This is a genomic window from Rugosimonospora acidiphila (assembly GCF_039543385.1).
Taxonomy (GTDB): domain Bacteria; phylum Actinomycetota; class Actinomycetes; order Mycobacteriales; family Micromonosporaceae; genus Rugosimonospora; species Rugosimonospora acidiphila.
The window spans coordinates 196508-210579 of sequence record NZ_BAABJQ010000003.1; the positions used below are offsets into that span (position 1 = coordinate 196508).

9 protein-coding genes are annotated in these 14072 nt (G+C 68.8%); 7 read left to right on the forward strand and 2 right to left on the reverse strand.

The window, feature by feature from the left end; all coding sequences use genetic code 11:
* Positions 1-8 precede the first annotated feature (8 nt).
* The 5 genes from ABEA87_RS06135 (at position 9) to ABEA87_RS06155 (ending at position 9877) form a co-directional block, all read left to right on the forward strand.
* The gene (locus tag ABEA87_RS06135) at positions 9-1046 is read left to right on the forward strand and encodes a LacI family DNA-binding transcriptional regulator (RefSeq protein ID WP_345627353.1); all 1038 of its coding nucleotides are present in this window, start codon (positions 9-11) and stop codon (positions 1044-1046) included.
* Between the two features lie 212 nt (positions 1047-1258).
* Positions 1259-3010 (forward strand): apiosidase-like domain-containing protein, encoded by a 1752-nt coding sequence (locus ABEA87_RS06140; RefSeq protein WP_345626870.1) that lies wholly within the window; start codon positions 1259-1261, stop codon positions 3008-3010.
* A gap of 216 nt (positions 3011-3226) precedes the next feature.
* Positions 3227-6694 carry a glycoside hydrolase family 2 protein gene (locus tag ABEA87_RS06145; protein ID WP_345626871.1) on the forward strand — a complete coding sequence of 1156 codons (3468 nt, stop codon included), beginning with the start codon at positions 3227-3229 and terminating at the stop codon, positions 6692-6694.
* Between the two features lie 91 nt (positions 6695-6785).
* Positions 6786-7220, forward strand: coding sequence for a DNA polymerase ligase N-terminal domain-containing protein (locus ABEA87_RS06150; protein ID WP_345626872.1), 435 nt, complete (start codon positions 6786-6788; stop codon positions 7218-7220).
* A gap of 428 nt (positions 7221-7648) precedes the next feature.
* Positions 7649-9877, forward strand: a complete 2229-nt coding sequence (locus tag ABEA87_RS06155) for a glycoside hydrolase family 3 N-terminal domain-containing protein (protein ID WP_345626874.1) — start codon at positions 7649-7651, stop codon at positions 9875-9877.
* A 545-nt stretch (positions 9878-10422) separates the two neighbouring features.
* On the opposite strand, the gene ABEA87_RS06160 is transcribed toward ABEA87_RS06155, so the two are convergent.
* The gene (locus tag ABEA87_RS06160; protein WP_345626876.1) at positions 10423-11097 is read right to left on the reverse strand and encodes a hypothetical protein; all 675 of its coding nucleotides are present in this window, start codon (positions 11095-11097) and stop codon (positions 10423-10425) included.
* Positions 11098-11311: 214 nt separating this feature from the next.
* On the opposite strand from ABEA87_RS06160, the gene ABEA87_RS06165 reads away from it, so the two are divergent.
* A complete protein-coding gene (locus tag ABEA87_RS06165; RefSeq protein ID WP_345626878.1) occupies positions 11312-12382 on the forward strand; it encodes a sensor histidine kinase in 1071 nt (356 codons plus the stop codon).
* A complete protein-coding gene (locus tag ABEA87_RS06170) occupies positions 12382-13059 on the forward strand; it encodes a response regulator transcription factor (RefSeq protein WP_345627355.1) in 678 nt (225 codons plus the stop codon). The genes ABEA87_RS06165 and ABEA87_RS06170 overlap by 1 nt, the downstream gene beginning before the upstream one ends.
* Here ABEA87_RS06170 and ABEA87_RS06175 read toward each other — a convergent pair.
* Entirely contained in the window at positions 13052-14017 is a 966-nt protein-coding gene (locus tag ABEA87_RS06175) for an NAD(P)-dependent oxidoreductase (RefSeq protein WP_345626880.1), read from the reverse strand. The two genes, ABEA87_RS06170 and ABEA87_RS06175, sit on opposite strands and share 8 nt — an antisense overlap.
* Positions 14018-14072: the final 55 nt, after the last annotated feature.

Below are 14072 nucleotides of genomic sequence, written 5' to 3' on the forward strand. Positions count from 1 at the left end.
GCCGGTCCGTGACCATCAAGGAGGTCGCGGCTGCGGCGGAGGTCAGCCTCGGTACGGTGAGCAACGTCTTGAACCGTCCCAACATGGTCTCCGACGAGACGCGGCTGAAGGTGCTCGAGGCGATCGACCGGCTGGGGTTCGTCCGCAACGCCGGCGCTTCGCTGCTGCGGGGCGGGCGCGCTCGCACGATCGGGCTCATCACGCTCGACGTCCGCAACCCGTTCTTCACCGAGCTCGCGCATGGAGTCGAGGACGCCGCGCGCGACGCCGGATATTTGCTCTTCCTCTGCAGCTCCGACGAGGACCGCGCGAAGGAGAAGCGGTACCTGGAGGTGCTGGAGGAGCAGCGGGTGAACGGGGTGTTGATCAGTCCGGTGAACGAACGGGACAACCTTCTGCAGTGGCTGCGGGGCCGCGGTACGGCCGTGGTGCTGCTGGGGCGCGAGCGCCGCGACTTCTGCTCCGTGCGCGTCGACGACATGACCGGCGGCGAACTGGCCGCGGAGCATCTTCTTGACCTGGGCCATCGCCGGCTGGCCTTCGTCACCGCCTCGCTGGCGATTGACCAATACCGCATTCGTCTCGCGGGCGTGCGCCGCGCGCTGGCCCGGCGAGAGTTACCGGACGACGCGTGCGAGGTCGTCGAGGTCGGGTCGCTGGGTACCGCCGCCGAAGGACGCGCGGCCTCCGACGTGCTGGTCGCCGACCATCCCGAGGTGACCGGCGTCGTCTGCGGCAACGACCTCCTCGCGTTCGGCGTCATCGCCGGCCTGGTGCGCCACGGCATCCGAGTTCCCGACGACATCTCCGTCGTCGGGTACGACGACATCGAGCTGGCTCAACAGAGTCCGCTGCCGCTCACGACGATCCGGCAGCCGACGCAGGAGCTCGGTCGCATCGCCACCAACCTCCTGATCGAGGAAGGCCAGCGCGCGGCCGCCCACGCGCACCAGCAGATCGTCTTCCAGCCGGAGCTCGTCGTGCGCGACTCTACGAAACGAGCGCGCCGCTCCTCCACGCCGCGGCGGCGCGCCCCGCAACGGTAGGCAAGAGCTTCCCCGACACCCTGCCCCGCCCCATGCCGAGCACCGGTCGTGCCGCGTGCATTGACGCACTGCTTCGAATCACATAGCATACGGCGGAGTCGATGGTTGAAACGTTCTACTCCACAGATGCGGCGCCACAGGCGCCTCACACGTCATGCACGGACTGTCTGTAGGGCACATCAAGAAACATTTCAAAGAATGAGGTGGAGTCTATGTCCCTCCATCGGCGCCGTCACGCATCCGCGGCGGCCATCGCGGTCCTCATCACCTTGGCGGTCGGCCTCAACACTCCGGCGAACGCCGCGGGATCCGGGCTCGCGGGTGCCGCGCCATCGGCACCGCAGGGCCCAACGCTGTCGGCGCAAACCTGGCAGGCTGTCGAGTTCACGCTGCACAGCACGGTCAGCTACCAGGATCCGTATCGAGACGTGGACCTGACCGCCACGTTCAGCGGACCGAACGGCCAGCGCCTGACCATGCCGGGCTTCTGGGACGGCGGCGACACGTGGCGCGTCCGGTTCGCACCGCCCACCCCGGGCCGATGGCAGCTCACGACCACAAGCACCGACGCCACCAACGCCGGCCTCGACAACCACCACGGCACGGTCCTGGCCCGCCGATACACCGGCGACCTGGCGATATACCAGCACGGCTTCCTTCGCACCAGCGCGAACGGCCGATACCTGACCTACGCGGACGGCACGCCGTTCTTCTGGCTCGGTGACAACGAGCAGAGCAACCTCACCGGCCAGACCAGGCTCAACGAGTCGAACGACCCGAGGTTCTCATCCCAGTTCAAGGGAATCGTCGACACCCGCGTCAAGCAGGGCTTCAACGTGATCTGGAACGAAACCTTCGCCAACAACGGTGGCAACTCCAACGAGGGCGGGCCCGACTGGATCGATGGCACGTTCCACACCCTCAATCCGCAGTTCTGGGACAACATCGACCAACGGATCGGCTACATCGCCGGCAAGGGCGTCGTGGACGCGATAACGATGGGGACCGGCGTCAGCCTGACCGATGCCACCAAGGATCAACTCCCGGAGTACGAACGCCTCGCGCGGTACATGGTGGCCCGCTATGCGGCCTACCCGATGGTCTGGCTGACGGCGCAGGAATTCGACCAGCCCGGCAACTGCGCCGAGTGCTGGGAGCAGGTCGCGCAGGTCTTCGCCGACACAGATCCGTATCTCCACCCCACCTCGCTGCACAACTATCCCATCTTCGCCGGCGGCGGGGTCGAGCCCCGCGACCAGTCCTGGTACGGACTCGTCACCCTTCAGGAAGGGCACAACACGGTCGACGGCGTCGCGGACTACTGGCTGAAGCAGTACCAGCAAACACCGACTCGCCCGGTCGTAGAAGCCGAAGCGAACTACGAAGGCATCGACGTTTTCTGGGAGAACAACGCGATCGTGCAGAACTGGCAGACACGTGAAAGCGCGTGGAAGGCACGGGTCGGGGGTGTCGCTGGTAACGACTACGGCGCGGCGGGGGTCTGGTGGACGTGCTGGAACGCCCAGGATCCGGATGGGAACTGCCAGAGCTTCGGCAGCACGCCCTGGAACGAGGGACTGTTTCTGCCGGGCGCTACGCAGATGGGCTACCTGAAGTCCTTCTTCACCTCGCTGCCGTGGTGGCAGCTCGCACCGGCTCCGACCGCCATCACCTGGGCGGACACCGCGCCGACCGACACGCAACTCGCGTTCGCGTCCACGACTCCGGACCGCTCGCGCACCGTCGTGTATTACCCGCACCGGCTCGACGCGGGCCAGCCCTACACCGGCACCCTCACCGACCTGACCCCTGGCCGATACAGCATGAAGTGGTTCGACCCCCGGACCGGCCGATACACGGCCGCCGGCTCGTTCAACATCACGCACGCGCACGCCACCGCGCAGCTGCCGCCCGAGCCCTCCGCTACGGACGACTGGACGCTGCTCGTCAGTAGGGGAGCCTGATCAGCGACCAGCGCCAGCCGCTGAGCACGGCGCTCGCCGGCCGATCCAGCAGGCCGGCCGGGCACGATCAGCCTCCGGGCAAGGTAGCCCAGTAGCAGGGGAGCGGGCCAGACGAGGCTGGCCCGCTCCCCACCGGCCCGGTGACCACCAAGCCCCGGGTCGAAGGGGTCGGGCTAACCCCCGTTGCAGAGAACCCGCCGCTGTGAAGGAGCCGAAATGTCAGGCATCACGCACCGATCCCAGATCACCCGGCGCGATGTGCTGAAGGGTGCGGGAGCCGCGGCGGTGGGTCTCGCGCTGCCCGCCGCGGTCGATCGTCCGGCGCGGGCGGCCACCGAGATGCCAGCGGCGCGGCAAACGCTGGACCTGGCGGGCAGGTGGGAATTCGGTACCGACGGCTCGACGTTCCCGTACTCGGTGGCCGTGCCGAACTTCCTCGCCCCGGTGGGCTGGTGGATCTACACGCCAGCCGACTTCCCGGAGGAGACCGAGCGGATCGCGAGCTACGGCTACGACGCGACGTCGCTCACCGAGGGGTGGTACCGGCATGCCGTCGAGATCCCGGACTCGTGGGCGGGCAAGCGCGTCGAGTTGCAGTGCGACGGTATCGCGATGTACTCGGAGATCAGCGTCAACGGAACCCTGCTGGAATCGTCGTGGGGGATGTGGCGCACCCACCGGCTGGACATCACCGAGCACCTGCAGGCCGGGCAGCCCGTCACGATCTCGGTGTACGTGAAAATGGATCTGCAGGCCGACCGCTACTCACACGGTGAGTTCGCCGGGATCGGGCGTGAGGCCACCTCGCGGGCACTCGGCATCTGGGAGTCGGTCCGGCTGGTCGCCACCGCGCCGATCCTGATCGACGACGTCTTCTTCAAACCGCGAACCGACGGCGCGGACATCGACGTCACGATCGCCAACCACTCGACGTCCGACACGACATTGAGCGTCCGGAACGTGGCGACGGCGGTCAGTGGCGGCGAGAAGCTGTTCGAGCACGTTGCCCCGCTCGTGGTAGGCGCAGGCGGCACCGGGATGATCAGCGCCTCGGCGTCAGCGGTACAGCCGCGACTGTGGTCGCCCGACGACCCGGTGCTGTACCTGCTCACCACGACCGTCGAGCGCGACGGCGAAGTCCTCGACGAGGTGACCAACCGGGTTGGATTCCGGACGTTCGAGGTAAGGGGCAACGCGTTCTACCTCAACGGCAAACCGTACTGGCTGCGCGGCGCGGGCCAGTTGCCGACGGTCATGGTCGGCCGGGACAAGATCCCGCAGATGCGCCAGTGGCTCGGGCTGCTGCGAGAGGACAACGTGCGGGTGACCCGCATGCACATGGGCCCCGCACCCTCACCCTGGTTCGACCTGACCGACGAGCTCGGCATGGGCGTGGACATGGAGGGCATTCGCCAGTGGGCCTTCGACGGGGTTCCCGCGCCGGCCGACGTCTACGTCCAGGCCTGGACCGAGGAGATGCTCGACGTCATCCGGCGCCTGCGCAACCACCCGAGCATTCTGCTGTGGACTACCGGCAACGAAATGGGCCCCTACGATCTGCCGAGCTGGACCGTGCTGTCGGACCTCAACAAGGCGATCCGCGCGGCCGACCCCACCCGGCCACTGGTTGCCGACTCGGAGTACATCCGCGACCCGACGACCTACGAGTCGACCCTGAAACCGGCGGGGATCGACGATGGCGACGTCGACGACGCCCATCTCTATTTCGGCTGGTACCAGCAGTCAGCCTTCGTCCTGGACGCCGGGCAGACCAACGGCGGCTCACAATCGGACTCCGATCGTCCGTTCATCAGCGCCGAGATGGGCACCGGCTATCCGGACTTCCACACCGGCCGCCCCGAGGACACGTACCTGAACCTGGTGCACTCGCCGCAGGCCTGGGTGGGCGCCCATGCCTCCGACGCCGACCCGAAGATCTTCCTCGCCACCCACGCCCTGCTCACCAAAGAGCTCGCCGAGATGCTGCGACGCACTCGTGACCAGGGGCGCGGCACCGCGGGATTCCTGTTGTTCTCCGCCACGACCTGGTTCCAGGACTTCTACAGCAACCCACACCCCACCCCGTTTCCGGTGAACGAGGGGGTCCGGCTCGCCTACCAGCCGGTGCTGGTGTCACTCGACGACTCCGCCCGGCACTTCTACGCCGGCGAGCAGTTCCAGACCCGGGTGGTCGTGGTCAACGACGACCTGGAGCACGGCGACTACGGCCCCGTGACGCTCTCGTGCGACATCCTCGACGCCAACGGCCAGCGATTGGCTGCCGCCGGGTCCGTCCAGCTGCCGGCGCTGCCGTACCACGGGAACGTGCCCGCGGACGTCACCCTGGCCGTGCCGGCGAGCCTGGCAGCCGAGCGGGTCGCCGCCGTCCTGCACCTGGTGGTCATGGACGGCTCCACGACGGTCTCGGAGAACCGGTACGACATCGTGATCGCGACCCGCGCGTACGTTGCCGCCGGTTCCGCCGGTGGGGCGGACAGCGTGTGGCTGTACGACCCCACCGGTGCGACCCGGCCATCCCTGGACACCGTAGGGCTGCGCTACACCACCGTCGGCAGCCTCGCCGGCCTCGCTGCGGAACCCCCCGACCTGCTCGTCATCGGCAAGGACGCCGTCGACGACACGGCTCTCGCCGCGAACCTGCACGACTACGCCGACGCCGGCGGCCGGGTGGTCATCCTTGAGGGCGGCGACCGCACACGCGAACTCTTCCCGGCCGAGATAGCAGAGGTCCAGACTGTCGACGGTGAGGTCGTGACCCCGGTCCACGACGACGCCAGCCCGTTCGCGGGCATGGACCCGATGGACATGCGCTGGTGGCGACACGACGACGGCAGCAAACCCTACGTCACACACACAGCCATGCAGTTCGACGGCCTGAACGCCGTCAACATCGCCCGGCTCGGCATATACACGGCGCCGGGCCGGCCAACCACCACGCCATCGTTCGATGAGCGGTCCGGGTACCCGATCTTCCTGAAGAAGACGACGCCCGAGTCGAACGGGTACCTTGTCGTCTCCGAGCTGACCACCTCGACCTCGGCTACCGTTGACCCGCTCGCCGGCAGGCTGCTCGCCAACCTGCTCGCTATCCCGCCCTCCGTACCGCTCGACCCACCACCGCCGAGCTGGGACGGCTTCACAGAGAGCTTCGAGAACGGGCTCGGCGCGTGGTCCGTGGACAAGGGCACCCTGGTGGTCTCGACAGCGAAGGCCCGCACCGGTGCGCACAGCCTAGGGAAGAACACAGCCGGGCCCGGCGTCATTTACCGCCAGGCCACATCCGCCCACGGCATTGTCACTCTCTGGTTCTACGACGACGCCAGCGCGACGGACACCATCTTCGTCACGCGCGTCGACGACGACCCCGAGACCGGACACTTCCGCGGCATCGGCGTCCGCACGGATATCAACCGGAACAACTACATCCTGCGTATCGATGCTACCTTCAGCGCCACGCCGATCGCACGGACGACCGGATGGCACCAGTTCCGTTGGGACTACACGTCCGGCGTCGGCGTCACCATGTCCATCGATGACCAGCAGATCGCGACCGCGGCCGGGCTCACCACGTTCAACACCATCGCGCTGGGCGACTGGTGGGGGATCGCCTCCCAATCGGGCGTCGAATTCGTCGACGACATCACCGTCACGGTGACGTCCTGACCGCCGCCCTATGCCGAGACCAGTAGGTTCGCGCGCACCCGAGGGACCGGGATCGCCGGTGCCGGCGGCGGCCCGCTGGTAGACATGAGCCATGGCAGAAGATGGTGCCGGCCCGGACGGGACGGACGCGATGGGTGGCGGGGCCGGGCCGCCGGCCAGCGGGGACCGGCCGGCGTTCGTGCTGCACGAACACCGGCGGCCGACCCACCATTTCGACCTGCGGCTTGAGGAGCGTGGGGTGCTGCGCTCCTTCGCACTGCCGCGCGGCCTGCCGGTCGACGCGACCCAGCACCGGCTGGCCATCGAGGTGCCCGACCACGACCTGGCGCACCTGACCTACCAGGACGCCGACAAGTCGATCGCCGACCTGGGCTGGTGGGAGGAGCACGATCGCAACCAGCGCCGGCTGCTGTTCACCTTGCACGGGCGCGGCACGCCACGCCGCTACGCGCTCATCCGCACCGGCGAAGGCTGGCTGCTGCGCCAGACCAGGGAGCAGCCGGGGCCCGGCGCGCCTGCCGCCTGACGGCTGGAAAGCCTCGTCGCGCGCTCAACTGATTCCGGCAACTCGAACCAGCGAGATTCCCCATCCAGCGGACCGCCGCGAAAGCGAACGCGAACACCTTGACCCATGCGCACCCCCTCACGGTGATGTCGCCACCCAGGACATCACATACGCGGCACCGCCTGAACACCACCAGCCGTCGCCGTCGCCGGCCGGGTGGCTTCTCGGTCGAGGTCGACCACGCCGATGTGGTGGGAAGGTGGGACGATGCGGTGCGGGCGGCCGAGGGCGTGGTGACTGGGAGGAGGCGATCTCGGCGGTCAGCGCGGTCGCTCAACGCCTATGCACCAGACGCCTACGCCGGTGCCGTAACCTTGACCTGGCGGCCGCGCAGGGCCCGTGCCCACGCATCTTTCATCAGCCCGACCCCGCAGACCCTAGGATGAGACGTGACCGTACCCGCCTTCCGTGACCCCGCCCTCACCCCCGAGCAGAGAGCGGACGACCTCCTGCGCCGCCTCACGCTGGAGGAGAAGGCGGGCCAGCTCACGCAGTACTTCTATGTCACCGACCCCGGGTCTGCCGACGAGCAGGCACGCGTCGTCGAAGACGCGATCAGGACGGGCCGTGCCGGTTCTGTGCTGTTTATTCGCGACGCAGGCGTGGCGAACCGCCTCCAGCGCGCTGCCATCGAAGGGAGCCGGCAGGGCATTCCGCTCCTGCTCGGCTTCGACGTCATTCATGGCCTTCGCACGATCTTTCCAGTACCGATCGCGCTGGCGGCCACCTGGTCACCTGAAGTGATTGAGCGGGCACAGTCCGTCGCCGCGCGCGAGGCTCGTGCCGTCGGCATCCACTGGACATTCGCGCCGATGGTCGACATCGCGCGCGATCCCCGGTGGGGGCGGATGGTCGAAGGGGCGGGCGAGGACCCTGTGCTGGGTGCCGCGGTCGCGGCGGCCCAGGTGCGCGGCTTCCAGGGCGACCTCAGCGCTGAACACGTCATTGCGGGGCCCAAGCACTTCGCCGGATACGGCGCGGCCCGCGGCGGACGCGACTACGACGACGCCGAGATCTCCGACTCCGAACTGTGGAACGTGTATCTTCCGCCTTTCCAAGCCGCGGTCGACGCCGGTGCGGGCAACGTCATGAGTGCCTACATGGACCTGAACGGCGTGCCGGCCTCGGGCAACAGCTGGCTTCTCACGGATGTCCTTCGTGACCACCTGGGTTTCGAGGGATTCGTCGTCTCCGACGCCGACGCGGTCCGCTCGTTGCGCACGCAGCATTTCGCCCGCGACCTGACCGACGCGGGCGCTCGCGCCCTCGGAGCTGGGCTGGACATGGAAATGTGCTGGGCCGACCCCGCGTTCGGGTATCTGCCCAAGGCTGTCGCGGAGGGACACGTCGCGGAGGCGGCGATCGACACCGCCGTTCGAAGGGTGCTGATCGCGAAGCTCCGGATGGGTCTGTTCGAGAACCCGTTCACCGACGAGGCCGCCTCAGGCTCAGTCCTGGCCGCCGCCGAGCACAGGACACTCGCACGCGTCACGGCAGAGCAGAGCTTCGTCCTCCTGAAAAACGATCAGCGGACCCTGCCGCTGGACGCGACTCGCCTCGCGTCAGTCGCCGTGATCGGCCAACTCGCCGCGAGCAAGAGGGACACCCTCGGGCCGTGGGTGTTCGACCACGACACCGAGGAAGTTGTCACGATTCTCGAGGGGCTGCGACAGCGACTCGGTGATTCGGTGGCCGTCGAGTACGCGCCAGGTGTGGGGATTCCTGAACGACTGGTCCCATCATTCTTCGACAACCAGGACCCGAGCGTGGAAAGGACAGCGGGTGACCACGACGACGATGCCGAACTGCGTCGCGCCGTCGGCGTGGTCACGGCGTCGGACGTGGCAGTCGTCGTGGTCGGGCAGCGGCAGAACCAGGCAGGCGAGTTCGCATCTGCCTCGACGCTCGACCTACCCGGCCGCCAGGCGGAGCAACTCGAGCGAATCGTCGCGACGGGAACGCCTGTCGTGCTCGTCGTGATGACCGGTCGGCCGGTGGACCTGCGCTGGGCGGAGAAGAACGTCAGCGCGATCCTGCAGGTCTGGTACCCGGGCACTCGAGGCGGCGAGGCAGTTGCCGCCACGATTGTCGGCGACGTCGCACCGGCCGGAAAGCTGCCGTTCACCTGGCCTCGGCATGTCGGGCACGTGCCGATGATCTACTCGCACAACCGCACGTTCAAGCCAGAGGACCAGGGCCGACGCTATTGGGACGAGGAGAGCACCCCGCTCTACGTGTTCGGGCACGGGCTGTCATACGCCCGCTTCGAGTACTCCAACGTGCGCCTCGACGCCGAGCGCATCCGCGTGGGGGAGTCGACGGTGGTCACCGTCGACGTCCGTAACGCCTCGACGCGTGATGCGGACGAGGTCGTCCAGCTCTACATCCACCAGCGGTACGGCACATCCTCGCGCCCCCTGCGCCAGCTTGTTGGCTTCCAGCGCGTCACGGTCGAGGCGGGGCACACTCGCACGGTTCGCTTCCCGCTCGGAGCGCACGAACTCAGTTACTGGAGTGCGGCGACCCGCGGCATCGTCCAAGACGCAACAACTGTCGACGTCTGGGTCGGCGGAAGCTCTGCTGCCGAGCTCGACACGGTGCTCGACGTGACTCCCTAGCCGAAAACAGTCGGCACCCGGCATTCCATGCTGAGCCGAGCGGCAACTGTGGCTGCCATGGCATTTACCCAGGCGAATGGCAAGTCGGGCGTACTTGTGCCTTCAGACGGCCGGGGTCCGGTAGACATCGAGCAGATCGGTGCCGCACGACTCCCACAGGTCACGCAGCGCCTTATCGTCTGCCTGCCCGCGGACCAGCTCGAACTCCGTGCGGGTGGCGGGAATCAGGGTAATGAACTGCAGCGCGAGCCCACCCTCGTCGTCGTAAAAGAGATCGAAATCCTCTTCAAGGTAGGATGCGGAGAGGCCAGGAGAAACCCGATTCCGGTGCCGGGGATCAGCGGCTCTGAGTTGACATGCCCGCCTCCATACTCCAACCCCTTTCCACTCCGTACGACCTGGTCGGCAACGACATGCAAGAGATACGCCGCTTCCTCCTCCTGCCCGGGCAGGATGCGCGTGGAAACCGATGAAGAATCCTCGGTTGAGTCCATCCACCCGAAGCCTCTCGCGGCCACTGCGCCGGGGCGGACGCCGAGCTTCCGTCAGCGAACTGCCTCACGGTTGAGGTGCCACGTTCCGAGTACGTTCGGGACGACGCACCACAGCAGCGTGACCACGCAGAGTCCCACGAACATCCTCGGCGAGGGCCTTCCCGCGAGCAGGACCTGGGCGTTCCCGTATGGGGTGAGCCACCGTACGAGGGCGCCGTGGCGGTCGATCGCGCTCAGCAGTGCGGTCGCGCTCATGGGCGCCACGATCGTCGCGGCCATGGCGAGCGCGGGGCGCCGGAGTAGCATCCCCCAGCCGGTTCCGGTCAGCTGAGCGATCAGTTGGACCAGCACGGCTCCCGTGACGAGCGCCGCCGTTTGTCCAGCGGGCGGCCATCCGCCACCGGCCCACACGGTGGCCGCCGCGCACAGCAGCGTGCCGGCCAACGCGACGCCGATGGTGAGACCGAGGACGGGCAGCAAGCGTGGCGCGAGCCGGCGGTTTCCGGATGTTCCTGGGTGGTGCAGGTCGGTCACCGCGAGGACACCAAAGAAGGGGACGAGCACCGACATGGCCAGTTGTGCGGGCTTCAGCACGTCGCGGAAGGCGGGTTCGGAGTGTGTGACGGCCCACGCCGTCGCGGCCCCGAGCAGGAGCGTGGCCGCGGCAAGCATGGCCCTGCGCCGGGGCAGGATGAGGTGCTGGGCCGGGGTCTCGGTGGGTGTCATGCGATCAGGGTGCTTGCTGTCCGGGGCGCCGTCGTCGGCGATCAGTCAGCCGCACCCCGACTTTGGTAGGGGGTGCGGCTGACCGGGGACGCTGCCGGGCGCGGCCTACCCGCTCTAGGCTTGCTGAGTGACCGGTAGCGATCTGCCAGGGCGAGGTGACGGTGTCCGGAACGCTGTCGCCGTCGTGGCCGCGCTGGGGGCAGGCGCGCTCCTCGTGTCCGTGGGGGACGCGACCGGGCCGGTACCGGGCCTGGTGCCGTGGCAGGCGGACGTCGCGGTGGGTGTCGTCGCCTGCTTGGCTCTGCTGCTGCGGCGACGGTGGCCGCTCGCCCTCGCGGCGCTGGTCGTGCCGCTCGGCGCTGTGTCGATCATGGCGAGCGGGGCGATCCTGGGCGCCGTCTTCGGTCTGGCCCTGCGCCGTCGGTTCACGGTTGCTGCCGGATTCGCGGCCGGGTATCTCGCCACCGCCCCGGTGTACCTGCTGCTGCAGCGGGAACCGCGCTTCTCACTGTGGACCGACGTCGTCGTGCGGGGTGTGTTGGCGACGGCGGCGGTGGGCTGGGGGCTGTACGCCCGGGAGCGCCAGGTGTTGATTCGCCACCTCGGCGAGCGCGCCGCCCGCGCCGAGGCGGAGCAGGCGGGCCGCATCGCCCGGGCCCGGCGCGACGAGCGCGACCAGATCGCCCGTGAGATGCATGATGTGCTGGCGCACCGACTATCGATGATCAGTCTGCACGCCGGCGCCCTGGAGTTGCATCCGGCCGTGAGCGCTGACGTCCACGACGCGGCCGGCGTCATCCGGGCCGGCGCGCACGAGGCGTTGGAGGAATTGCGGGCGGTCATCGGCGTTCTGCGGCACGGCGCAGGGGACGAGCCCGAGCCGCCGCAGCCGGGGCTGGAAGAGGTGGGGGATCTCGTGGCGGACGCTCGGCGGTGCGGCAACGAAGTCGGCTTCGACGACCGCCTCGCCGACGCGGGGGTGCCGTCGCCGCCGGGCGCCACTGGTCGGGTCGCCTACCGCGTGGTGCAGGAAGCGCTGACCAACGCCCGCAAGCACGCACCGGGCAGCCCGGTCAGCCTCGTGGTGGACGGCGGCCCAGGGGACGGACTGCGGATTGAGGTGAGCAACCCCGCATCCGCCAGCGCGGCGGCAGGATCCGTGCCAGGAAGCGGACTCGGACTGGTGGGGCTCGCCGAACGGGTCGAGCTTGCCGGTGGGCGACTGGCACACGGGATGGCCGCCGGCCGGTTCCGGCTGGAGGTGCGGCTGCCGTGGCTGGTGTGATGGGCGATGGTGCGGCGACCCGGCCGGTACGGGTCGCCGTCGTCGATGACGATCCACTCGTGCGAAGTGGCCTGCGGCTGTTGTTCGCCGGCGTGCCGGACCTCGAGGTCGTCGCCGAGGCGGCGGACGGGGCCGATGTTCCCGCAATGGTCGACGCCCATCACCCGCACGTCGTCCTGCTCGACGTCCGGATGCCACGCGTCGACGGACTGGCGGCGGCCGAACGGCTGTGCTCACGGCCGCAGCCACCCTACGTCGTCATGCTGACGACCTTCCACGCCGACGCCTACGTCCTGCGGGCGCTGCGCGTCGGCGCCAGCGGCTATCTCCTCAAGGACGCCCCGCCCCGGGAACTGATCGACGCCGTACGCCGGGCCGCGTCCGGGGAGCCGATCCTCAGCCCCGCCGTGACCCGGCGCCTCATCGAGCAGGTGGCCGACCCCGTGAGCCACGACCGCCGGACGACGGCCGTGGCCCTGCTCGATCGAGCGACGGGCCGGGAACGGGAGGTGGCATTCGCTGTCGCCCGCGGGCTGTCGAATGCCCAGATCGGCGCCGAGCTCGGCATGGGCGTGGCGACGGTCAAGGCGCACGTTTCGCGCCTGCTGACCAAGCTCGACCTGGATAACCGGGTCCAGCTCGCGCTTGTCGTGCACGACGCCGGAGACATCACCTAGGACCGGCCCCCCGTAACGCGGACTGCGACGGCTCTGGTGCGGCCGACTCGGCCGAGACGCCCGGGTGGTCGGTTCCGGCGAGAAATTGGGCGAGCCGGGCGTAGCTGTCGCCACCGTAGCCCGCCGCGGCGGCCCGGCCGATGATTCGTTGGATGGCCCGCAACGGTGTGGTGTCGATGCCGCGAGCGGCGGCGGCGTCGCTGACGTGGGCCACAGCCGAGCCTGCGGACGCAATACTGGAGACGTCGGCGGGAAAGCGGCCGGCGGCAAGCTGATCGGCGAACCGGTCGGCCAGGTCGGGCAGCAGGGCGCCGATTCCCTTGGCGAGGCGGGCGAACGCGGCGGGCTCGATGCCTTCGGCGATGGCCAGGGCGAAGGCGTGCGCGAGTCCGCCGACGGACATGGCGAACAGGTCGAGCAGGGCCATCTCGTATGCCGACGCGACGCCGATGTCTTCGCCGAGGTAGATGCTGGTGCCGCCGAAGGTCTCCAGCAGGGGGCGGCTGCGATGGAAGAGAGTCTGCGGTCCGCTGTAGAGGATCGTTGCGGCGCCTGTACCGATCGTGGGCGCTGGCGTCAGGATGGCGCCATCCAGATAATTGATGCCGCGCTGCGCGGCCCAGCTCGCCAGGGCGCGTGCCTCTCCGGCGTGGCCACTGCTGAGGTTGACGAGCGTGCCCTCGGGCGGGTCGGCGAGGCCGGCCAGGCTCGCGCGCACGGCACCATAGTTCAGCACACAGGCGATGGTGACCGATGCCCCACCCACTGCGTCGGCCGCCGTCGGCGCGAGCATCGCACCCTGAGCCACGAGTGCTTCCGCCTTGTCCGGCGTGCGGTTCCAGACGACCGTGGGATGGCCGGCGGCGAGCGCCGCGGCGGCGAGGGCTCGACCCATCGGGCCAAGCCCTAGGATGGCGATAGCGGGGCGACGTTCGGGTTCAACGTTGTTGTCTGTCACGGCAGTGACGGTAAACCTTCACGTTGACGTGAAGGTCAAATCCTGATCTGCTCTG